Below are 21,849 nucleotides of genomic sequence, written 5' to 3' on the forward strand. Positions count from 1 at the left end.
TTATTCCTCCCTGATGTTCATTCTTTCTATGGTTGTGTGACCGGAATCTTTCAGAAGAACGCTGTATGCTCCATGCTGAAAGCTGAAGTTCCAGAAGAGGCTGTCCTCTCCGGTAAGAAGCAGTGATGTCAGAAGCTGCAGTACCCCTTTATGGGTGACGATGAGGACATTCTTCTTTTCTTCCGTCAGCACCTGTTCATAAAAACCATGGACTCTGTCATAGAAGTCCCCGTACTTTTCACCACCTGGCGGAGCATAGTTTCTGTAATCTGAAGACCAGTTTCCGAATTCTTCCGGGAATTTCTCCATACACTCCGTATAGTGCATCCCTTCCCAGAGACCGAAATCCATCTCCAGGAGCGCTTCTGATGTCTTCAGGTTTTTTCCGCCTGTGATGAGCCTTGCTGTATCCATGCACCTTTTCATGGGACTTGCATAAATCTCGTCAAAATCAATACCCGATAGCAGTCCGCCCAGCTTCTTGCTCTCCAGTATGCCTGTCACATTCAGCGGACAATCCGTGAGGCCGTAGTAGATACCACTCTTGTTCCAGTCCGTCGTGCCGTGTCTTACAAAGTAGTATCGGGTCATAGCAGTCCACCTCCCTGAGGCAGCAGCAGAAACACGGGCAGAAAAAGGAGCTCAGCCATCTCATTCATGGCACCCAGTGTATCTCCGGTGAGTCCATTGAGAAGCTTCTCCAGATGTCCTCTGAAGAGCAGCATCATGAATAAGATCAGAACAAGAGCAGATACCCCGGGAAGACCCGTAAGAATATAGAGGAGAATCGCCCCCACTGTTCCTGCATAGATGGAATCTCGGGGCAGCGTCTTTCCGATGAAAAGGTTGCCAAGCCCCTCTTCTCTTGCGTACCGGCTGCCCCATAGCATCACCGCCATGGAGGTTCTTCCCGCCACAGGCAAGACAACAAGAATCCGGATCAGAAGCGATTCCTCCACTTCCAGAAGAAACAGAAACTTCAGCAAAAGTGAAAGGATCAGCGCCAGAACCCCATGGGTCCCGATACGGCTGTCCTTCATGATGCGCAGCATCTCTTCTCTTCTGCGTGCGGACAGGATCCCGTCCATGGTATCCGCAAGACCATCATGGTGCAGACCTCCGGTGAGATGAATGACGAAGGCCATGGAGAGCGCCACGGCGACTTCTCTGCTGAAAAACCGCATTGCCAGCACCGCCACTGCCGCCTGGAGCAGACCCACCAGAAGACCTGCAACCGGAAAGAAACGGACGCCTTTTCTCATCCTTTCCGCATCGAATCCGATTCTTTCCGGAATCGGAATTTTCGTGAACAGGGCAATCACCTGCAGTAAAACACTCATGAGGGATTCCCCTCCTTGATCTTCAGCGGAATGCCAGCTACCAGAAGGTAGACTTCATCCGCTTCCGCGGCAAGCATCTGATTGATGCGGCCGGCCAGATCGCGGAACTGTCTTGACAGAGCCGTCTCCGGAACCAGCCCCATCCCGATTTCATTGGTGACCAGAATGACCGTATAAGACATAGATCGCGCTACAGCAAGAAATTTATGAAGCCCCAGCTTCGCCTTTTTCTCGAAATCCGACCAGAACTGCTCTGAATACTGGTCTTCCTGAAAATCAGGATGATGAAACAGCTGATTGGTCAGCATCACCGTGATGCAGTCCAGAAGAATTCCGTCGTAAACGCGATTTTTTTCGTTGAGCTTTCTTTCCAGATCAGAAAATGCTTCCAGCGTTTCCCATGCTTCCGGTCTCTGGGCTCTATGGTGGGCAATCCGCCTCTCCATCTCTTCATCCAGGGGTGTGGCTGTGGCGATATAGAGCACCGCGTCTCTTCCGGAGAGCAGTTTCTCCGAGAACCCGCTTTTTCCGCTTCTCGCTCCGCCCGTTACCAGTATGACTTTCCCCATGAACTCAACTCCTTTCATTTCTCACAAACTCACCCACTACATAGACCGGCATTTCAGCATCCTTTCTCAGTTTCTCCACCGCACCTCTATCCAACGTGATGAGCGCTGACGTGGCGGGACCTGAAGATGCATGAAGATCCACCGGATTGGATTCTGCTTCCAGAAAAACAAGCCCTGTCCGTTTCTCCAGAAGACGGATCTCCTGGATGATGCCCTGGGATCCCGCTGGAATCACTTCATGGATATAGTCTTTTCCCTGGAGCTTCTGCAGAGTCTTCAGACCGAAGAGCTCCGAGGGCTTCGCTTCCAGGACGCATCCCCCCATCAGGGGCATGCCTATGACCACCGCCTGGTCCCCCTCAGAGGTTTCAGGAAAAAGGAAGTCTTTCTTCCTGGCTTTTCCCATCACCGTGATACCCAAGCCGGTCTGCGAAACCGCGATGTTCTCTTCCGTACTGCCTGTAACCTCCACCTGGTCTCCATTTTCCAGAAGACTGAGTGCATCATGAATTCCTTTCAGGATTTCTTCTCCTGAGGGATGCATCTCCACAGACAGAGTATTGCAGAGAGCCAGAGGAGAAACGCCAACGCTCAGCATCTCCAGAAGTGCCACCTGGGCTGTATGAAATCCAAGGATTCTAGGCGATACAGGAACAGAGTCCCGCTGCTTATCTCCTATTCCTCCTGAACTGTCGCAGGTCACCACAAGATAGGTTTCCTCATCCCACGAAATCAGCGTAAGATCACGATACTTCATGAGGACCTCCTAGGACATGTCTTGCCTTCAGGACTTTATAAAGCGCCACCGCCCCTGCCGCATTCACAAGGGAAGTAAGGGACAGCGGAAGAATCAGTGCAAAGAACATGACCTTTCCCGAAAAGCCAAGTCCGAGCATAGCAGCAAGATACGATGCACCCAAGGTGCTCACAGGACCATTCATGAACACGCCCGTCAGCCCCGCCAGAAAGAGATTGTTGGTCTTTTCTGCAAGGCATCCGAAGATCCCAATGGTGAGAGCCATCAGGATGGCGATGAAAAGATGCATGGGCAGCGTCATGGGAAACCCGCTGGTCACCGCTGTGAGGAGATGTCCGACAAATCCGATGACTGCGCCCGGAAGCGGTCCCAGAAGCAGTGCCCCAAGATAGGCAGGCAGTGCATCCAGAGCGATGGTGCCTTGAATTTTCACGAGAGACCCAAGATAGGAAAATGCCACAAGAAGACTCATGAGAACAAGGACCTGACTCTTATTTCTTGTCATTGATTGGATTTTTTCCATGTTTCGACTCCTTTCTTTTGACCAGCAGCTGAGCGATGTCCCCCACTGCCTGAAGATTGCTGTAGAAATGTATATGCCCATAGGCTCCCTGGACATTTTTTCTTCTCTGTCCGCATGTCCAGTTCAGCATGCTTATCATGTGATCCGGCTTTTTGAGAGACAAAGTGTGGTTCACGGTGGCCAGGCCGATCCATCTGGAGTGATGAAACTCATGCCCCCGAAATACAGCCCCGTTTTCAGCAGTCATTTCCGCATAACCGAACCGCTGGAGTTTCTTCGTCATTTCACAGTGTCCTTCCAGAAATCCCAACATGTCATGAAACTCTCCTTCTCCATCAAGAATCCCCTGGGTCAGATACATATATCCTCCGCATTCCGCATAGACAGGTATTCCTTCTTCCATGGCTTCATACAGAGACTTTTTGAAAGTATCGTTTGAAGAAAGCCGCTTCGCATACACTTCCGGAAATCCTCCTCCCAGATAGATCCCATCCAGTTCTTTAGGGAGTGCTTCATCCTGAAGAGGACTGAAGGGTATGATTTCCATCCCCATGTACTCCAGAAGCTCCACGTTGTCCCGGTAGTAGAAGGAGAAGGCATCATCTTCCGCCAGTCCGATCCGAAGGCCTGACCCGATGTTTTTCAGCGCTCTGCGCGGATCCTTCTCCTTCTCCCCCTTTTCACCGGATACCGCAATTCTTTCCAGCGCTTCCAGATCCATGTACTGCTCAATGAGTGATGCAGCCCTTTTCAGGACGACATCCGCCTCCTGGGCTTCGTTATCCGGCACAAGACCCAGATGTCTCGAGGGAAGATGAATCTCCTGGTCAAGAGGTACATAGCCTAGACAGGGAATCCCCGTTCGTTTCTCTATGGCTTCTCTGATGAGTGTGTAATGACTTTCCGAGGAGACGCGATTCACAATCACACCGGCCAGATTCACCTCCCTGTCATACTCTCTGAATCCGAGGACCACGGCAGCTGCGGAGCTGCCTGTCTTTTCCCCGTCAATGATCAGAATCACCGGCAGATTCAGAACTTTTGCAGTATGAGCCGTGCTCCCTGTCCCCTTTTCATCCCCTGTTCCGTCATAAAGCCCCATGACCCCTTCCACCACGGCAAAGTCTCCCTTATCCATATGATGTCCATAAAGAAACCTTGTATGGTCTTCTCCAGCCATCCACAGGTCCAGGTTCACAGAGGAAACTCCTGTAGCTGCTCTGTGAAATCCGGTATCGATATAGTCAGGACCTACTTTGAAGGGGATCACTTCATGTCCTCTTCTTTTCAATGCCCCCATAATCCCTGTGCTGATTGTCGTCTTTCCTGTTCCACTTCCTGTTCCTGCGATCATGATCTGTCTCAAATCCATTCCCCCTGAAAAAAATAAAAACACATGGCGAAATCCATGTGTTTTTCTGCAAAAGAAAAAACTCACAAACCTCCCTCCGAAGTTATGAAATGATGAACTACAATTAGGCAGGTCTCCTGACTTACAGATCGTTTTACTCTCTTCACCTTCCCGAGCATAACTCAGTGGTTTCTGAAGATTTCATCCCTGTACACAGTAGCGGGGGCTGTAGAGGATTCAAACCTCTTTCCCTATTAAATCTTTACCTGAAGTAAAGATACCTAATGTATTATTTCGTTTTGTGTTATATCCACAGTATAGTGCAGATGAGAATAAAATGTCAAAGGATTATTTTAATCAATCCGGATAAAAAAATATCAATGCCTTCTTTTTCGATGAAAACCGCGCACCCTCCTGATCGTCAATAACGCTCACACACAGGGGATTCCGGTCTCATATTGCGCATCACGTATCCACTTCAAGATAATAGAGAATATCTGTATTCAGATCATAAATGGCTATGGTGAAATTCTGAGAAGCTCTTGGAAACAGATCCTGACCTTCCCTGGATAATCCGCTTTCAATCTGTCTGTCCTCAAAATACCAGTATCCATTTTCTATGTGTGGCATCTGGAGAAGTTCAGCATACTCATAGGCATAAGTGATCACATTTTTCACGCCACCGTACATCATAACCCCAAGACTTTCAGTAAGGGGCAGCCTTTTCCAGTCCGCCTGCTCTAGAATCTCTGCGCGAACGCTCTGTGCAGTATCTCCGTCAAATTTCACGATGGCAAGGGTTTCCCCATCTCCATGAAAACCGCCATGGGTATCCTCGTAATCAATTCTGATGGAGTCCGGTATAGGAATCCCCGTTGATTCACTTATTCTATGATTGATGGTAAGCAGATGACAGCCCGATAGAAATAGAACAGACGTCAGAAGCATCGTCATTAGGATCCATCTTTTATGCATCAGCATCTCCTTTCAGCACATCCTTCAGGATGCACTCTGTCTGATATGTTTCACCGTGTACAGATTCACCAATAATCCTCATATTGAACGGATTCCATGATAGATGTCCCTTCTCTACTTCTTTCCGATGAAGAGCAGATGATTGCTTCTTCCAAGCATTTCCGGTTTCTCGCAGGTGTAGTAATGATAGTCCAGATATTTTGCGTAAGAGATCTCATCAAGGGCATTCACTTCATCCTGCATCAGTTCCGTGACCCCATCTGATGCCACTTCTCCGATCACCCTGATGCCAGCTGATTTCAGCATGTCTCTGCACTGGTCCAGAGTGAAGAAGACAAACGGGAAATCATGTACTTTGAAGGTATCATGATCATAGCTGTTCTCGATAAAAAAGTTCTTCCTGTATTTGAATTCCGTGAGAATGACCATGTCATTGCTGATGAAGGAGAAGAACAGTGTTCCAGTGTCTTTCAGCACTCTCTTCGCTTCACAGATACACTTTCTTCTATCTTCCTCTCTGCTTAAATGATACAGAGGACCAAACAGAAGAACAATGTCAAAGGAAGCATCCTCGTACATGGATAAGTCCATGGCATTCCCCTGAATAAGCGTCAGGTTCATCTCTTTCGTCAGTTTTTTTCTGAATGCCCGGATGTTCGCTGCCGACAGCTCCAGTGCATCCACATGATACTTCTTCCTGGAAAAGTGAATGCTGTATTCCCCCGCACCTGCGCCGATGTCTAGAATCCTCATTCCAGGCTTAAGATACTGCTCAATGTATCTCACGGTGGTGAGAAACTCCACGCGAGCTGCCTGGGACCAGTTCAGTCTGGTATCTTCCTGAAAGATTTCATAGGTTGCCGCGATGCGTTCCAGTTCATCTTCCATCTTCTTCAGCTTTTCAAAATCCATTCGCATGATCCTCCACTTCACTTTACTTCCTATTCTTCCATCTCGTCCCGGAATTCCAGAATATCACCCGGCTGGCAGTCCAGTGCTCTGCAGATGGCATCCAGGGTTGAAAAACGCACCGCTTTGGCCTTCCCCGTCTTGAGATTCGAAATGTTGGCCATGGTGATGCCCACACGCTCTGACAGTTCTGTGACACTCATCTTTCTTTTGGCCAGCATGACATCCAGGTTTACTATGATTCCCATATCTTCACCTCTTACACGGTGAGATCATTTTCTTCTTTGATCTCAAGCGCCTTTCTTAAAAGTTCTTCCAGAATTCCGCTGATGAGTCCGATCATCAGCGATGCCAGCATGATGATGATGCCCAGCAGTGCGATTCCCGGGGCCATATCCACAAGAGCATTGAGCAGGAGTCCTCCCACCAGGTACAGAAGAGAGATGAGAAACGCACACATCTTGATTCTTTTCAGGTGAAGCACTGAAGCATCCGAAAAGGCATCATTCAGTGCGACTCTTCTGCTTAACCTCAGGCCTTCCAAAATAGCCAGCAGAAAAGGAATCAGCGTCACATAGATCGCCCCCAGGAGCGGATACTGAAGATAGGCGTATTCCGGTGCGTCCTTGGAGAAATACGCTGCTGTCTGGGGCAGCCAGAATGCGGCTAAAAGTACGATGCATAGGGTGATGAACAGGACACCGATCTGAAATAGGGAAATGGTCATTCTTTTCATAAATAATACCTTCTTTCTCCACTAGTAATGATACTTGATTTATACATACTATATCATTATTTTTATCGATAATCAATAATATTTTATTGATTATTGTAAAAAGAACTGACAGAGCATTTCGCTCTGCCAGTTCTTCTTCTCATTCTTCCTGCCTTTGAGATCGTGTTATTCTGCTTCCGCCATGGCCACAGCCGTTTCCAGTGCGATCTTCATCATTTCCTTGAATGTCTCCTGTCTTTCCAGAGCAGTGGTCTCTTCTCCTGTGATCAGACTGTCTGAAACCGTCAGGAGTGTAAGTGCGTTGACGCCGGCCAGGGCTGCTTCTGTATATAGAGCAGCAGCTTCCATCTCCACCCCAAGGGTTCCTGCATCCATGAACAGCTTTGCAGCGCCTGTGGTATCATAGAAGATGTCTGAGCTGAGCACGTTCCCCACATGCACATTCACACCTAACTCCTTAGCCTTGGTGTAGGCGGTGTGCAGAAGCTCAAAGCTTGCTGTCGGTGCAAAGTCCATACCTCTGAATCTGTTCTTGTTGATGGAAGATGTGGTGGAAGCGGAGCTTGCCAGAATGACATCTCTGATCTTCACATGTTCCTGCATGGAACCGCAGCTTCCGACTCTCATGAGATTTTTCACACCATACTCATGAATCAGCTCATGAACATAAATGGAGATGGACGGAATACCCATCCCTGTTCCCTGTACAGATACTTCTACGCCCTTATAGGTTCCTGTGTATCCGAGCATTCCTCGTACATTGTTGTACTGTTTCGGATTTTCCAGGAATGTTTCAGCGATGAACTTGGCACGCAGCGGATCTCCTGGCAGCAGGATTGTTTTTGCGATATCGCCTTTGTTTGCTCCAATATGTGTTGACATAACATACCTCCAATTATTTGCTGACATGTCGCAGACGGAAAGTGCATCCCGGTTCTGCAGTCTGTCTATTCCCTCTTATTTTACCATGAGATGGGAAAAATTTCTCTAATAATCCACAAGGCATCCCTATCCCTCTGCCAGAGCTGCGAAACAGGGCCGGGTGATGTATCAGGACAAACAATGCCTGATGATTCTGATGACTTTTATATATGAGAACGCTCGTTTGATTATTGCCTCTATACGTGATATAATCACTATAAAATAATCTTGAGGTGAATGCTATGAAAAAAGGTCAATTAAAGAAAGAGCTGGTCTACAACTATGTTCTTTCCTATACAGAAGCCAAAGGATACCCACCATCAGTGCGAGAAATCTGCACGGCTTTGAATATTAAATCCACATCATCCGTGCATTCCTATCTCCAGCAGCTGGAGGAGGACGGAAAGCTTGAGAGGGATCCTTCAAAGCCAAGAGCGCTTATGATTCCTGAGCTGATGAACAAGCAGATTGAAATGATTCCCATTCCCATGGTCGGAAAAATCACCGCAGGAGAACCGGTTCTGGCAGTGGAGAACGTGGAAGACTACTTCCAGATTCCTTTGAAGTTTGTAAAGCATGATAATGATCTTTTTATCCTGAAAGTGGAAGGCGAAAGCATGATCGAAGCCGGAATCCATAATGGTGACTTTGCTTTTATCGAAAAAGCGAGCAGCGCCAATAACGGAGACATCGTCGTTGCCCTCATCGGCAGCGATGCCACCATCAAACGATATTTCAAGGAAAAAAACTATATCAGGCTTCAGCCTGAAAATTCCAGCATGTCACCGATCATTGTGACCGAGTGTGAAATCATCGGTAAACTTGTGGGCCTCTACAGAAAATATTAAGATAGATTGTGAAACCCCTCTGGAAATCCAGAGGGGTTTTCATCTCTTTATTATGCGTCAAATCACTTTGTTTCTTTCGCGTCGATATATTCCTTGTCCATTTTCTTCTGATCCATGATCAGTTTCAGTACTTTGATTCTTCTTCCAGACATCTGCTGGACCTTGAATTCATGGCCCTGATAGAAGATGGAATCTCCTTTCTTAGGCACTCTTCCAAGACGTTCAATGACATATCCGCCTATGGAATCCGCATTATCCGTTTCAATCTCAAATCCCAATGCGTCATTGAAATCGTCCACGGAAACCAGAGCGTCGATAAGGTATATGTTATCAGTCACTTTGTTGATGTACTCATCGAAAACATCATGTTCATCATATATGTTTCCTACAATCTCTTCGAGAATATCTTCTATGGTGACAATACCCGAGAAGCCGCCGTACTCATCCAGAAGGATTGCCATCTGGGCATTGGCCACCTGCATCTCCTTGAAGAGATCGTCGATATACTTGTTTTCCGGCGCAAAATACGGTTTCCGAAGAAGATCTTCCAGATTATGGACTTTCCCTTTATTGATCAGCTGTCTGAAAAGATCCTTGATGTAGAGGATCCCCACCACATTATCCACTTCATCCAGATAGAACGGGATTCTGGAGTAGCTTCCGTTAGTAATCTTCGTGATGACATTATTGATCGGCTCTACGATTTCAATCATCTCAACTTCTGTTCTCGGTGTCATGATTTCTCTTGCAAGACGGTTATCAAACTCGAAGATACCATCGAGCATATCCCGTTCCGTTTCATTGATGACGCCTTTTTCCCGGCCCACTTCAATGATGGATCTGATTTCTTCCAGTGAGACCTCTTCTTCCAGCGCATCGCTATCCACACCGACCAGGCGGGCGAATATGTTGGTGGAAAACGAGAGGAGAACCACAAAAGGCTTGAATATGGTGGATATTACACCAATGATCCCCACTGTCGCCATTCCGATTTTTTCCGAATTCTGGAGTGCGATTCTTTTAGGAACCAGCTCTCCGAACACCAGCGTAAAGTAGGACAAAATGATTGTGATTATGATGATGGATGCCTGTTCAGGAAGTTCCAAACCGATTCCGGCTGTAAATCCTGATAAGTGCACCGCAAGCCCTGTGGCTGCCTGGGCACTGGCAAGAAAGCCTGCCAAAGTAATCCCTACCTGAATTGTGGATAGAAAATTACTGGGCTTCTCCAGAATCTTCAGGAGCTTCTCCGCCTTTTTGTTGCCTTTTTCAACCATCATACTGATTTTTACTTTATTCGCAGAAACCATCGCCATCTCAGCCATGGCGAAAAAAGCATTGACCAGTATGAGTACGACAATAAACAATAATTGGGAACCTAAATCACTTGAATCCATAAAATCTTATCTAGGTCATAATCCGACCTATCTTAATCTCCTTTTCTTCATCATATTTTTTCTATATTATCTTCTGATACATTGAGTACATTATAGCATACTGCCGGTGTTTTTTTTAGAGAATCCTTGAAATTGCAATAAGAATACCGATTTTTCCATGATCAAAGCTGAGCCCACCCTGGAGATATGCCGTATAGGGTTCTCTGATCGGTGCATCACAGGACAGTTCTATGGAAGCGCCTTGTATAAAGGCACCGGCTGCCATGATCACCTGGTCTTTATACCCCGGCATGTCCCAGGGTTCACAGGATGCATTGGAGTCCACTGGTGCGCCGTACTGTATCCCCTTGACGAAGTCAATCAGTTTGTCTTTATCCCTGAACGTGATGGCCTGAACAATATCCGTTCTTTTCACTTCCGCTTTCGGATGCACTTCAAATCCTGCCTGCTCCATGATTTTGGCGGCATAGATCGCTGTCTTCAGTGCTTCGATGGACACCTGCGGTGCCATGAAGAGTCCCTGGAAAAAGCTTCGCATAACACCGAATGTGGACCCTGTTTCTCCGCCCAATCCAGGAACGGTCAGTCTATAGGAGGAAAGATCCACCAGGTCGCCTCTTCCTGCGATATAGCCTCCTGTAGGAGATATGCCTCCCCCGGCGTTCTTGATGAGAGACCCTGCCACGATATCCGCACCGGCTTCAACGGGTTCACGATCTTCTATGAATTCTCCATAGCAGTTGTCCACGAAAATGATCACATCGGGGAATTCCACCCTGATTGCACGGATCGCCTCTTCGATTTCGCCGATGGTGAAGCTGTTTCTGGAGGCATATCCTTTGCTTCTCTGGATATGAAGCATTTTCACTTTCTGATCGGCTCTCAGGGTTTTCAGTACCGCATCGATATCAATCTGATTGTTACGCAGTTCGATTTCCTCATAGCTGATGCCGAAATCCTTCAGCGAACCGATGTTCCCATCCTCCTCCGTCTGATCAATGCCTATGACACCCAGAATGGTATCATAGGGTCGTCCCGTGATGGCAAGAAGAGTATCCCCCGGTCTCAGAATCCCATAGAGCACACTGGAGATGGCATGGGTGCCACTGACAAAATGGGGTCTCACCAGAGCCTTTTCCGCCTTGAATATTCTGGCATAGACCAGGTCCAGTGTATCTCTCCCGATATCCCCATACCCGTAGCCTGTGGTATTGGTGAAATGATAGTCGCTGATTCTCTCTTCCTGGAAGGCTTTAAGCACTTTAAACTGATTATACTCCCGTATGTTCTCGTATTCCCTGAACAGGGGCTCAACAGCTTCCATGGTGCGTTGGTGGAGCTCCAGCGCTGATGCGCTGATCTTATATTCATTCATCAGATATTCCTGAGATTTTCTATACATTCTTTTCTTCCTTTCACTTCTATAACTTTCTGTCTTCTCTCTGATTATCACTTACATACAATTGAACAGTATACCACATCTCATCATGGATTGAAATGTGTTTTGCAATCCATGAAAGAAACAGAAAGAAACAGTATAAATCCGTTCCAATGAAAAAGGCATACCTGAAATGGTAGTGCCTTCTCGAATCTACTCGTGATCTTCTTTTTCATCTTCCAGAATCAGAATGGGTTTTCCTGGTGTGATGGTTGTGACCGCATGCTTATAGACGAGCATCTGCTTGTCTTCGGTTTCCAGCACGATCACATAATTATCGAATCCCTTGACAATCCCCTTCAGCTGAAATCCATTGACCAGATGTATCGTTACAAGGGTCTTTGATTTCCGGGCCCCATTCAGGAATACGTCCTGAAAATTATTGATTACTTTACTCATATTCATTCCCCCCAAAATGTGAAGCATTGATGTATGATTGTATATGCTTTTGTTTCATTATAATACATTATTATGGTTCATTCTATTTATTTGATGCATTCTTCCATAATTTTCAGAATTTCCTCATCGGTGAGCTGATCCTTGTTCAGCTCTCTGGCAATATCATGATTTCTGAACCAGGTGAGCTGCCGCTTGGCATAATTTCTGGATCTCATTTTAACCAGCTCTACAGCTTCCTCCAGTGACATTTCCTCATCCAGATAACTGAGAAACTCCTTATATCCGATCCCTTTCATGGACACGAAATCCTTCGTGAGCCCAAGAGCCTTGAGTTTTTTCACTTCTTCAAGAAGCCCCATGCTCAGCATTTTTTCGACCCTTTCATCAATCCCCTTATACAGGCTCTCTCTGTCTTTATTGAGATAGAAGTAGTGGATGTCATATTTGGGATTCACTCTGGTGCTGTCTTTGAAACTGGAGAAGGGTTTTCCTGTCACCTTGTATACTTCAAGGGCGCGTATGACTCTTTTCAGGTTGTTGGGATGAATCCTCTCTGCGGAAACAGGATCCACCTCCTGAAGCATTTTATGCACATGGCTTTTCCCTTTCTCTTCTGCCAGCACCATCAGCTGATTTCTGGAAGCTTCGTCATTTCCACCCTCCGTGAAGGAGAGGTCCTTGATGACCGCATCAATATAAAGACCTGTGCCGCCCACCATGATGGGCACTTTCCCTCTGGACAGGATTTCATCGATGGCTTTTTCCGCCAGGACCTTGTAATTTGAGACTGTAAAAGAATCAAAGGGGGTCACGATGTCCAGCATATGATGCCGCACTCTTCTCGTTTCCTCCAGATCCGCCTTCGCAGAACCGATATCCATCCCCTTGTAGATCTGCATGGAATCGCAGGACACGATTTCTCCATGAATCCGTTCCGCCAGCTGCAGGGAGATTTCAGTTTTTCCCACACCCGTGGGGCCGGCGATAATGATTAAATCACTCATACTATTCTCCTAAACATTTTCTGCATATCTTTCTCTGTGAGCTTCACCAGTGTAGGTCGTCCATGTGGGCAGGTGAAGGGCTCACTGATGAAGCGCAGCTCATTGATGAGGTGTCTCATCTCCTCCATGGTCAGAGGCTCATAGGCCTTGATGGAAGCCTTGCACGCTGCAGTGGCAATCCTCAGATGCTTCACATCCTCCTTGTTGCCTTTTCCGAGATTTCTGATATTGTCCAGAATCTCATGAAGATAGAAAGATGCCTGCACTTTTCCAAGAAACAGAGGCACTTCGCGGATGGATATGCTGCGGTCGCCAAAGTCTTCCATGACAAATCCGGCTTCCTTGAGCACTTCACGATTCTCCAGATAGAGCTGATGGTCTTCCAGATCCAGATCCACGATTTCAGGAATAAGAAGCCCCTGGGATGCCACGGCACCCTCTCTGATTTCCGTCATGTACTTTTCGAAGTTGATTTTTTCATGGGCTGCATGCTGATCGAAAATATACAGTTCATCATGAATCTCGGTCAGTATGTAGGTATCTCTGAACTGACCGATGATTCTTGGCATGGGAAATTTCGCCGTCTTTGCCGAACTCTCATCGGAATCCTCTGGCCAGTATGCCTTCTTCATGGGACGTTCTTCTTCTCTGATCCTGATATCCAGCCCTGCATCGGATTCATAGCTTTTCGCTTCCTGATGCGACACTGTTTCACTATGCTCCTTCTTCTGAAACTCCTCTGCATTCACCGGCTTCATGGTATCCACCGGAATATCAATATAGACGGGAGCTGAGGCAGATGGATGCCGCAGCTGCACAAAAGACTCTTTCTCCTCTTCCTCTTCGATGGCGAAGGTATCTTTCAGACCTTCCCCCATGGCACTATGAATCGTCCCGAAAACACTCTTGAAAATGTGGCTTTCATCCTCGAATTTGATCTCTGCCTTCTGGGGATGAATGTTCACATCGATGATTTCCGGAAACACCTCGATGTTGATCACAAAGAACGGAAATCTGCTTACAGTGGCGAAGGACTTGAAGGCCTTCTCAGCCGCTGTGGTGATCACCTTGGACTGGACCAGTCTCTTGTTCACGAAGATGGTCTCGTGGGACCTGGACCCTCTTGAAATCTCCTCGTTGCCGATATACCCGAATACGCTGAAAGAATCGTAGTGATTCTCGAAATAGAAGAGATTCTCATAGACTTTCTTGTTGTATACCTGCCGAATCACATCCTTCTGATTCCCCGTACCGTAAGTTCTCAGAACCTCTTTCCCTTCCACCATGAGTCTGAAGGAGATCTGCGGATGGGCCATGGAAATCTTGGACACGATTTCCGAAATGATGGATCCTTCTCGGGATGGCGATTTCAGAAACTTCTTTCTTGCGGGTACGTTATAAAAGAGATCCCTTATTTCCATGAGTGTGCCCTGGTCCATGGGAGAAAACTTCTCATACCTGATTTCTCCACCTTCCACAAGGATTTCTCGTCCATCGTTGTCCACGGCTTTGGATCGCATGAGCACTCTGGAAACGGAAGAAATACTCGATAAGGCTTCCCCTCGGAATCCCATGGTCACGATGGAAAACAGATCATCCGCAGTTCTGATCTTACTGGTGGCATGGGGAAGAAAGGCACTGCGCATGTCCTCTTCCAGAATGCCTTCTCCGTTGTCCACGATTTTTATGAGTTTCTCTCCACCTTCCAGAATCTCAACATAGATCTCCGTCGCTTTCGCATCAATGGAGTTTTCAATGAGCTCCTTGACCACGGAAGCTGGTCTTTCCACCACTTCCCCCGCAGCGATTTTATTGAAGGTGTCTTTCGACAGAATGTTGATTTTACCCATCAGTTCAACTCCTTCGCTTCTGTATGGATTTCATGAAGAATCTTTAGTGCCTCCATGGGTGTGATGTTCAGTACATCCAGTGATTTCAGTTTGTCGAGCATCAGTTCCTTCTCATAATCAAATAGCCCGATCTGCAGTGTCTCCTTCTCTTCCTTGACACTGCTGATTCCTTTTATCACCTTGGCATCCTTCTTCTCCAGTTTCCCTAGAATCTCCTTTGCTCTGCCCAGAAGATTTTTAGGCAGGCCTGCAAGTCTTGCCACTTCAATCCCATAGGATTCATCTGCTCCGCCGGGTACGATCTTTCTCAGAAACGCGATGCTTTTTCCCACTTCCTTCACCAGAACGGAATAGTTCTTCACGCCTTCCAGTTCCCCTTCCAGCACGGTAAGCTCGTGATAATGCGTCGCAAAAAGGGTCTTGGCTCCTGGAATCGCCTTCAGAATATGTTCTATGACAGCCCAGGCAATGGATAATCCGTCATAAGTACTGGTGCCTCTGCCCACTTCATCCAGAATAATCAGCGAACTGCCTGTGGCATTCATGAGAATATCCGAAACCTCACTCATCTCCACCATGAAGGTGGATTTGCCTCCAGCCAGATCATCGGATGCTCCGATTCTTGTGAAAATCCGGTCTGAAATGGGCAGACTAGCCGATTTCGCTGGAACAAAGGACCCGATCTGAGCCATGAGACTGATCAGTGCAGCCTGTCTCATATAGGTGGATTTACCTGCCATGTTCGGACCCGTTATGATGAGAAATCTTTCATTCATCTGGTTCATGGTCAGGTCGTTGGAGACGAACTCCCCTTTCTGCATCATCTTCTCCACCACAGGGTGTCTTCCCTCCGTGATGGAGATTCCGCCATCCTCGTTCATATGAGGCTTCACGTAGCTGTTGTCCCTGGCTACTTTCGCCAGGCACTGATAACAGTCCACATCCGCAATGATTCTCGCAGTCTGTTTCAGCCTTTCGATCTCCATCTCGATGGAGCTTCTAATTTCTCCGAAGACTCTGTATTCAAGGGCTGCAAGCTTTTCTTCCGCACCCAGTATCTTGTCCTCTATGAGTTTAAGTTCTTCGGTGATGAATCTCTCCGCATTGGCCAGTGTCTGTTTTCTGATGTATCTGCCTTCAGGTATGCTGCTGTAATTTGATTTAGAGATTTCGATATAATATCCGAACACTTTGTTGTATCCGACTTTCAGAGATTTGATTCCTGTGAACTCTCTTTCCTTCTGTTCCATCTCCGCAATCCATTTCTTTCCATTGATCCGGATGTCGCGAAGTTCCTCGATTTCCTCATTGTAGGAGCTTCTGATGATTCCCCCATCCTTCATGGACATGGGCGCATCCTCTTCGATGCTCTCCTCAAGGAGCGTATGAATATCCCTCAGCGTGTCGAACTTGGCGACGAGCCTTGACAGCTCGCCATAGTCGATTCTGGCAAGGAGCTCTTTTATGGCTGGTAGATTCCCCAGCGACTTCTTCAGAGTCAGCATCTCTTTCGGGTTCACGGACTTCAAAGCGATTTTCGATACAATTCGCTCAATATCGAAAACCCCTTTCAGCGCTTCCCTCAGATCCTCCAGGAGATTGATGTTGCTGTATACCGCTTCTACCGCGTCCAGCCTTCTTGCAATCATCTCTCTGTTCACAAGAGGGGCTTCCACCCATCTTCTCAGATTTCTTGACCCCATGGCTGTGGACGTGTCATCCAGCACCCAGAGAAGACTGCCCCGTTTCCCCTTATCCACGATATTCTCCGTCAGCTCCAGATTGCGTTTGGTGTTCACATCAAGGGTCATGCTGTCATTGGTATTGTAGATCTCAAGATGAGTCAGATTGGTCAGTGCGGTCTTCTGGGTTTCTTCAAGGTAGGCAAGAAGCAGACTGGAGGCGGAAGCCACCACTCTATTGTAGCCTCCAGACAGACTCTTGAAATAACTCTGGACAGCACTCTTGTCCACAGCATCTTCCATTTCACGAATGTTTATGAGAATGTTCCATTTATCCTGTATGTGATCACTGATCACAGGGTCAGAAACCACCACTTCCGCAGGAGAGAACTTGCTGATTTCGTTATCCAGAAGCACCAGGCTTTTCTCGATGAAAGTCCCCTGAAACTCTCCAGTGGAAATATCACAGAAAGCGAGACCATACCGATCTCCTGTATCGGTCACCGCCATGATATAGTTGTTTCGCCGGTTGTCCATGAAATTCTCATCAAGCATTGTACCCGGAGTGATGATCTTCACCACATCCCGCTTCACGATTCCTTTGGCTTCCTTGGGGTCCTCCACCTGTTCACAGATCCCGACTTTATACCCTTTTCTGATCAGTTTCCCTATATAACCATTGGCTGCATGATAAGGTATGCCGCACATGGGCGCCCTTTCTTCCAGGCCGCAGTCTCTACCGGTAAGAACCAGTTCCAGTTCTTTTGAAGCCAGTTCCGCATCATCAAAGAACATCTCATAAAAGTCACCCAGTCTGTAAAACAAGATGCAATCCTTATAATTCTCTTTGATGGAAAAGTACTGCTGCATCATTGGTGTTAATCCCATAGTATTCATTCCTCCGTAAACTCATCTACTTATCAGTATACCAAAAGCGTCTTAAATTTTCTTGCGTTAATTCCAGTATAGAGAAAAACACCCTCTATTCATATCAAGAGGATGTTCAGATTCATCTGATTGCCTGGTTACAGCTGATTCTCCAGCATCTCTCCCATCAGGCTGAAAGATCTGGCCTTTGTGATCAGTACCTTTACAAGTTTTCCTGTCAGGGATTCATCGCCAGGGAAATTCACCGTTTTTCCAGTTCTTGTTCTTCCCTGCACGTATTCTTCGTTGTTTTTACTCTTCCCCTCTACCAGCACTTCTACGATCTGATCCTGGTAAGTCTTGTTGATGGCGATGGCATTCCGGTTCACAGCCTCCACCAGTCGATTGAATCTTTCATGCTTGACTTCCTCTGGAATCTGTTCCTTCATGCGATCTGCCGGAGTATATTTTCTTCTGGAGTAGATGAAGGTGTAAGCGGAATCATACTTCACTTCCTCCACCAGCTTCAATGTCTCTTCAAAGTCTTCCTCTGTTTCACCAGGAAAGCCCACAATGATATCCGTTGACAGGGCTACACCAGGAATCTCTCTCTTGATGTCTTCCATGATGCGCATATAGTCCTCACGGGTGTAGCTTCTGTTCATTCTCTTCAGAAGTGACGTGGATCCGCTCTGCACTGGCAGGTGAATCTGCTCTACGACTTTGTCGCATTCCTTGACAGCCTTGATCACATCCATATGAAGATCCTTCGGATGGGGCGTCATGAAGCGTATCCGTTCCAGTCCTTCCACCTCATTCACCATTCTGAGCAGCTGAGCAAAGCTTACTTCTTTCTCCAGATTGATGCCATAGGAGTTCACGTTCTGACCTAGAAGAGTCACCTCCTTATAGCCTTTGGACACCAGAGTCCTGATTTCATCCAGAATGTCTTCCGGTTTTCTGGACCTCTCTCTTCCTCGTACATAGGGCACCACGCAGTAGGTGCAGAAATTGTTGCAGCCATACATGATGGTCACAAAGGCTTTCACCTCAGAATCTCTCACAATGGGAATGCCTTCGATGATCTCTGTTTCCTTCTCGTAGATCTCGCAGATCTGAGCATTCTCAGCCTTTGCCCGCTCCAGATATTCAGGAAACTTATGAGCATTGTGGGTACCGAAAACAATGTCCACATGTCTATACTTCTTCAGAATCTCTTCCGGCATCCCCTTCTGCTGCATCATACAGCCACACACCGCTAAAATCAGGTCCGGATTGTTCTTTTTCATGGCCTTCAGCGCGCCCAGATTACCGTACACCTTCAGCTCAGCATTTTCTCTGACAGCGCATGTATTGAAGATGATCACATCCGCCTTGTCACGGAACAGCGTTTCCTCGTAATCCATGTTCTTGAGCATGCCAGCCAGTTTCTCCGAATCTTCCTCATTCATCTGACATCCCCAGGTCTCGATAAGATATTTCTTTTTCAACTCTCATTTCTCCTTTAATACTCTATATCAACGGATTACCTGCTTTGGTAATCCTCCTCTTCTTGCACAGCATTTCTATTATAGCGAATATAACAAATAAATAAAAGTATCTGTTCTAATTCCATTCATTAATAAAAGTAAGTTATTTCAGCTAATAATTCATCAAATTACATTGAATTGTGCTGATTGCTGATACATTGTTAATGTTGTATCATTATTGAAGAATTTTTTGTAAACGTTTATACTTAATCTGTAATTATAATGGGGGTGGAATATGAAAATAGAATTTTCAGAACGCGCAAAAAGAATAAAGGCTTCGGAAATCCGAGAGCTTCTGAAACTCACCGTGCAACCGGAAATCATCTCATTTGCCGGTGGTCTGCCAGCTGCAGAACTCTTTCCTCTGGAACAGATCGCAGAAGTAGCCGGTGATGTTGTATTGAAGGAAGGCAAAGCGGCTCTGCAGTACAGTCCTACAGAAGGATTGAAGAGATTGAGAGAGATCATTATCGCCCAGAGGCTGAACCCTATCCATATCGAAGCTACACTGGATGAGATTTCGATCACATCAGGTTCACAGCAGGCACTGGATTTCACCGGTAAGATGTTCATCAATGAAGGAGATACGGTCATTGTGGAATCTCCTACCTACCTCGGTGCACTTAATGCTTTTCTGGCATACAATCCGAATTATGTGGAAATACCACTGCAGGAAGACGGAATGGATATGGATAAACTGGAAGAGGTGCTCGAGAGTGGTGTGAAACCGAAGTTCATCTATACTATACCCGATTATCAGAATCCATCCGGAATCACCATGTCAGAAGAGAAAAGAAGAAGGCTCATAGATATTGCGAATAAGTACGATCTCATCATTGTGGAGGATTCTCCCTATGCTGAACTCTGTTTTGACGGAAAGCAGCTGGATCCCATAAAATCCCTTGATACTGAAGGCCGTGTAATCTATATGGGCACGTATTCCAAAACCTTCACGCCTGGTCTTAGAATCGGTTGGGTTGTAGGGAATCCCACCATCATCAATAAATTCATTCAGGTAAAACAGGGAGCGGACCTTCAGACTTCCTCCATCGATCAGAGAATCGCTGCAGAGTATATGTCCAGATACGATCTGAATGAACATATCCGGATGATCATCGACGTATACTCGAAGCGAAGAGATGTGATGCTTGATACGATGAAGAAAACTTTCCATAAGGACATCACCTTCACAGAATCCACAGGAGGACTTTTCACCTGGGTAAATGTGAGAAAAGACATCGACACCAAGGAGCTTATGCAGGAAGCACTAAAAGAAAATGTTGCATTCGTGCCAGGCGCATCTTTCTTCGCCTCAAGCGGCCACAACAACTATATGAGACTGAACTATTCCTGTATGCCTGAAGATAAGATCAGAGTTGGAATAGAGCGATTAGCCAAAGTGCTTAATAAATACTACGAATAAGTGTATAATTAACTATGGTGGCAGACATCAGACAAAAAGTTCTGCCCCATAATTTAATATTAATAAAAATGCAACCTAAACTTGAAATGAGGTAAGACGAATGAAACTATCCAATCGAATCAACAACATGAAATTTTCTCCAATCAGAAAACTATCTCCTTATGCTGAAGATGCTCGCAGCAAAGGTCTGCGCGTTCTAGGACTGAATATCGGACAGCCGGATATTGAAACGCCTCCACAGTTTTTTGACGCCCTCGGAAGCTATGACAGCAAAGTGCTGAAATACTCGGAATCCAGAGGAGAAACTGTTCTTATCGATTCATTTATCAAGTACTATAAGGATTTCGACGTGGAATTCAATCGTAAAGACATGATCATCACCAATGGCGGATCGGAAGGACTCCATTTCGCATTATATGCCACATGCAATCCCGATGACGAAGTCATTGTACCAGAACCATTCTACACCAATTACTCTTCCTTCACAGATATCGCCGGGTGTAAGGTCAAGCCCCTTACCACCTATGGAGAAGATGGCTTCCATCTTCCAGGTAAGGAGAAGTTTGAGGAGATCATCACAGAGAAAACTCGTGCGATCCTGATCTCCAATCCGTCCAATCCAACTGGCGCAGTGTATACGCGAGAAGAAATTGAAATGCTTGCACAACTCTGCCTGGAACATGACCTGTTCCTGATATCCGATGAAGTGTATCGTGAATTCGTGTATGATGGAGAGAAGGCCTATTCCCCTCTGAAAATCGAAGAAATCCAGCAGCATGTAATCCTCATTGATTCCATCAGCAAGCGATACAGCGCATGTGGAGCCAGAATAGGACTCATAGCATCAAAGAACGAAGAAATCATAAACTCTGTCATGAAGATGGCACAGGCAAGACTATGCGTGCCTACACTGGAACAGATCGCAGCTGCATCCTTGTATGCGACTCCGCAGTCCTATTTCGATGAAGTGAAAGAAGAATACCAGGCAAGAAGAGATGTTCTCTTTGAAGGAGTTTCCGCCATCGAAGGCGTTCAGGTGAAGAAACCTGCCGGTGCCTTTTATATGATGATCAGACTGCCAATCAAAAGCGCAGAAAACTTCTGTAAATGGATGCTGACAGATTTCAGCTATAAAGATACAACACTTATGATGGCTCCTGCTGAAGGGTTCTACTTTACAGAAGGTCTGGGTGTGAATGAAGTCAGACTTTCCTACTGCATCAACATTGAGGATCTGAAGCTTGGCGTAGAAATACTCGAACTTGGGCTGAAAGAGTATAAAAAGACACAGGAGTAAAGATATAGAATAAATATAAAACAGACAGTAGCAT

The 21,849-nt window shown here is 46.4% G+C and carries 21 protein-coding genes and 1 riboswitch; of the genes, 3 read left to right on the forward strand and 18 right to left on the reverse strand.

Going from position 1 to position 21,849, the window contains the following annotated elements; all coding sequences use genetic code 11:
- The 11 genes from cobC to deoD form a co-directional block, all read right to left on the reverse strand.
- On the reverse strand, positions 1-591 hold the full coding sequence (gene cobC, locus J3A84_RS00345; RefSeq protein ID WP_207598009.1) for an alpha-ribazole phosphatase: 591 nt from the start codon (positions 589-591) through the stop codon (positions 1-3).
- Positions 588-1,340, reverse strand: a complete 753-nt coding sequence (gene cobS, locus J3A84_RS00350) for an adenosylcobinamide-GDP ribazoletransferase (protein ID WP_207598010.1) — start codon at positions 1,338-1,340, stop codon at positions 588-590. Before cobS ends, cobC begins: the two co-directional genes overlap by 4 nt.
- On the reverse strand, positions 1,337-1,909 hold the full coding sequence (cobU, locus tag J3A84_RS00355) for a bifunctional adenosylcobinamide kinase/adenosylcobinamide-phosphate guanylyltransferase (RefSeq protein ID WP_207598011.1): 573 nt from the start codon (positions 1,907-1,909) through the stop codon (positions 1,337-1,339). Before cobU ends, cobS begins: the two co-directional genes overlap by 4 nt.
- Positions 1,910-1,913: 4 nt before the next feature.
- Positions 1,914-2,666, reverse strand: coding sequence for an AIR synthase family protein (locus tag J3A84_RS00360; RefSeq protein WP_207598012.1), 753 nt, complete (start codon positions 2,664-2,666; stop codon positions 1,914-1,916).
- A complete protein-coding gene (locus J3A84_RS00365) occupies positions 2,653-3,189 on the reverse strand; it encodes an ECF transporter S component (RefSeq protein WP_207598013.1) in 537 nt (178 codons plus the stop codon). The genes J3A84_RS00360 and J3A84_RS00365 overlap by 14 nt, the downstream gene beginning before the upstream one ends.
- Positions 3,158-4,555, reverse strand: coding sequence for a cobyrinic acid a,c-diamide synthase CobB (locus J3A84_RS00370; protein WP_207598014.1), 1,398 nt, complete (start codon positions 4,553-4,555; stop codon positions 3,158-3,160). Before J3A84_RS00370 ends, J3A84_RS00365 begins: the two co-directional genes overlap by 32 nt.
- A gap of 95 nt (positions 4,556-4,650) precedes the next feature.
- A riboswitch (cobalamin riboswitch) is annotated at positions 4,651-4,839 on the reverse strand.
- A gap of 166 nt (positions 4,840-5,005) precedes the next feature.
- Complete coding sequence (locus J3A84_RS00375) at positions 5,006-5,515, reverse strand: hypothetical protein (protein WP_207598015.1); 510 nt, start codon at positions 5,513-5,515, stop codon at positions 5,006-5,008.
- Positions 5,516-5,629: 114 nt separating this feature from the next.
- Positions 5,630-6,427 (reverse strand): class I SAM-dependent methyltransferase, encoded by a 798-nt coding sequence (locus tag J3A84_RS00380; protein WP_207598016.1) that lies wholly within the window; start codon positions 6,425-6,427, stop codon positions 5,630-5,632.
- Between the two features lie 29 nt (positions 6,428-6,456).
- The gene (locus J3A84_RS00385; RefSeq protein WP_207598017.1) at positions 6,457-6,672 is read right to left on the reverse strand and encodes a helix-turn-helix domain-containing protein; all 216 of its coding nucleotides are present in this window, start codon (positions 6,670-6,672) and stop codon (positions 6,457-6,459) included.
- A gap of 11 nt (positions 6,673-6,683) precedes the next feature.
- The gene (locus tag J3A84_RS00390; RefSeq protein ID WP_207598018.1) at positions 6,684-7,160 is read right to left on the reverse strand and encodes a DUF2975 domain-containing protein; all 477 of its coding nucleotides are present in this window, start codon (positions 7,158-7,160) and stop codon (positions 6,684-6,686) included.
- A gap of 165 nt (positions 7,161-7,325) precedes the next feature.
- On the reverse strand, positions 7,326-8,042 hold the full coding sequence (gene deoD, locus J3A84_RS00395) for a purine-nucleoside phosphorylase (protein WP_207598019.1): 717 nt from the start codon (positions 8,040-8,042) through the stop codon (positions 7,326-7,328).
- Positions 8,043-8,323: 281 nt separating this feature from the next.
- On the opposite strand from deoD, the gene lexA reads away from it, so the two are divergent.
- Entirely contained in the window at positions 8,324-8,929 is a 606-nt protein-coding gene (lexA, locus tag J3A84_RS00400) for a transcriptional repressor LexA (protein WP_207598020.1), read from the forward strand.
- A 62-nt stretch (positions 8,930-8,991) separates the two neighbouring features.
- Here the strand turns inward: lexA and J3A84_RS00405 are convergent, their stop codons facing one another.
- The 7 genes from J3A84_RS00405 to miaB form a co-directional block, all read right to left on the reverse strand.
- The gene (locus J3A84_RS00405; RefSeq protein WP_242693912.1) at positions 8,992-10,296 is read right to left on the reverse strand and encodes a hemolysin family protein; all 1,305 of its coding nucleotides are present in this window, start codon (positions 10,294-10,296) and stop codon (positions 8,992-8,994) included.
- Between the two features lie 145 nt (positions 10,297-10,441).
- Positions 10,442-11,728, reverse strand: a complete 1,287-nt coding sequence (locus J3A84_RS00410) for a methionine gamma-lyase family protein (RefSeq protein ID WP_207598022.1) — start codon at positions 11,726-11,728, stop codon at positions 10,442-10,444.
- 189 nt (positions 11,729-11,917) lie between these two features.
- Positions 11,918-12,163, reverse strand: a complete 246-nt coding sequence (gene hfq / locus J3A84_RS00415; protein ID WP_207598023.1) for an RNA chaperone Hfq — start codon at positions 12,161-12,163, stop codon at positions 11,918-11,920.
- A gap of 86 nt (positions 12,164-12,249) precedes the next feature.
- The gene (miaA, locus tag J3A84_RS00420; RefSeq protein WP_207598024.1) at positions 12,250-13,167 is read right to left on the reverse strand and encodes a tRNA (adenosine(37)-N6)-dimethylallyltransferase MiaA; all 918 of its coding nucleotides are present in this window, start codon (positions 13,165-13,167) and stop codon (positions 12,250-12,252) included.
- Entirely contained in the window at positions 13,164-15,017 is a 1,854-nt protein-coding gene (gene mutL, locus J3A84_RS00425) for a DNA mismatch repair endonuclease MutL (protein WP_207598025.1), read from the reverse strand. The genes miaA and mutL overlap by 4 nt, the downstream gene beginning before the upstream one ends.
- Complete coding sequence (mutS, locus tag J3A84_RS00430; RefSeq protein WP_207598026.1) at positions 15,017-17,587, reverse strand: DNA mismatch repair protein MutS; 2,571 nt, start codon at positions 17,585-17,587, stop codon at positions 15,017-15,019. The genes mutL and mutS overlap by 1 nt, the downstream gene beginning before the upstream one ends.
- A 137-nt stretch (positions 17,588-17,724) precedes the next feature.
- Positions 17,725-19,056, reverse strand: a complete 1,332-nt coding sequence (gene miaB / locus J3A84_RS00435; protein ID WP_281069599.1) for a tRNA (N6-isopentenyl adenosine(37)-C2)-methylthiotransferase MiaB — start codon at positions 19,054-19,056, stop codon at positions 17,725-17,727.
- Positions 19,057-19,330: 274 nt separating this feature from the next.
- Here miaB and J3A84_RS00440 point away from each other — a divergent pair, with 274 nt between their 5' ends.
- The gene (locus J3A84_RS00440; RefSeq protein ID WP_207598027.1) at positions 19,331-20,518 is read left to right on the forward strand and encodes an aminotransferase-like domain-containing protein; all 1,188 of its coding nucleotides are present in this window, start codon (positions 19,331-19,333) and stop codon (positions 20,516-20,518) included.
- A 100-nt stretch (positions 20,519-20,618) separates the two neighbouring features.
- Positions 20,619-21,815: a pyridoxal phosphate-dependent aminotransferase gene (locus tag J3A84_RS00445; RefSeq protein WP_207598028.1), complete on the forward strand. Its 1,197-nt coding sequence runs from the start codon at positions 20,619-20,621 to the stop codon at positions 21,813-21,815.
- Positions 21,816-21,849 lie beyond the last annotated feature (34 nt).

The organism is Proteiniclasticum aestuarii (assembly GCF_017368455.1).
Lineage (GTDB): Bacteria > Bacillota > Clostridia > Clostridiales > Clostridiaceae > Proteiniclasticum > Proteiniclasticum aestuarii.

Coding starts and splice junctions, on each gene's coding strand:
- cobC (WP_207598009.1), bottom strand. CDS start 591: ATGACCCGATACTACTTTGTAAGACACGGCACGACGGACTGGAACAAG.
- cobS (WP_207598010.1), bottom strand. CDS start 1,340: ATGAGTGTTTTACTGCAGGTGATTGCCCTGTTCACGAAAATTCCGATT.
- cobU (WP_207598011.1), bottom strand. CDS start 1,909: ATGGGGAAAGTCATACTGGTAACGGGCGGAGCGAGAAGCGGAAAAAGC.
- J3A84_RS00360 (WP_207598012.1), bottom strand. CDS start 2,666: ATGAAGTATCGTGATCTTACGCTGATTTCGTGGGATGAGGAAACCTAT.
- J3A84_RS00365 (WP_207598013.1), bottom strand. CDS start 3,189: ATGGAAAAAATCCAATCAATGACAAGAAATAAGAGTCAGGTCCTTGTT.
- J3A84_RS00375 (WP_207598015.1), bottom strand. CDS start 5,515: ATGCATAAAAGATGGATCCTAATGACGATGCTTCTGACGTCTGTTCTA.
- J3A84_RS00380 (WP_207598016.1), bottom strand. CDS start 6,427: ATGGATTTTGAAAAGCTGAAGAAGATGGAAGATGAACTGGAACGCATC.
- J3A84_RS00385 (WP_207598017.1), bottom strand. CDS start 6,672: ATGGGAATCATAGTAAACCTGGATGTCATGCTGGCCAAAAGAAAGATG.
- J3A84_RS00390 (WP_207598018.1), bottom strand. CDS start 7,160: ATGAAAAGAATGACCATTTCCCTATTTCAGATCGGTGTCCTGTTCATC.
- deoD (WP_207598019.1), bottom strand. CDS start 8,042: ATGTCAACACATATTGGAGCAAACAAAGGCGATATCGCAAAAACAATC.
- lexA (WP_207598020.1), top strand. CDS start 8,324: ATGAAAAAAGGTCAATTAAAGAAAGAGCTGGTCTACAACTATGTTCTT.
- J3A84_RS00410 (WP_207598022.1), bottom strand. CDS start 11,728: ATGTATAGAAAATCTCAGGAATATCTGATGAATGAATATAAGATCAGC.
- hfq (WP_207598023.1), bottom strand. CDS start 12,163: ATGAGTAAAGTAATCAATAATTTTCAGGACGTATTCCTGAATGGGGCC.
- miaA (WP_207598024.1), bottom strand. CDS start 13,167: ATGAGTGATTTAATCATTATCGCCGGCCCCACGGGTGTGGGAAAAACT.
- mutL (WP_207598025.1), bottom strand. CDS start 15,017: ATGGGTAAAATCAACATTCTGTCGAAAGACACCTTCAATAAAATCGCT.
- mutS (WP_207598026.1), bottom strand. CDS start 17,587: ATGGGATTAACACCAATGATGCAGCAGTACTTTTCCATCAAAGAGAAT.
- J3A84_RS00440 (WP_207598027.1), top strand. CDS start 19,331: ATGAAAATAGAATTTTCAGAACGCGCAAAAAGAATAAAGGCTTCGGAA.
- J3A84_RS00445 (WP_207598028.1), top strand. CDS start 20,619: ATGAAACTATCCAATCGAATCAACAACATGAAATTTTCTCCAATCAGA.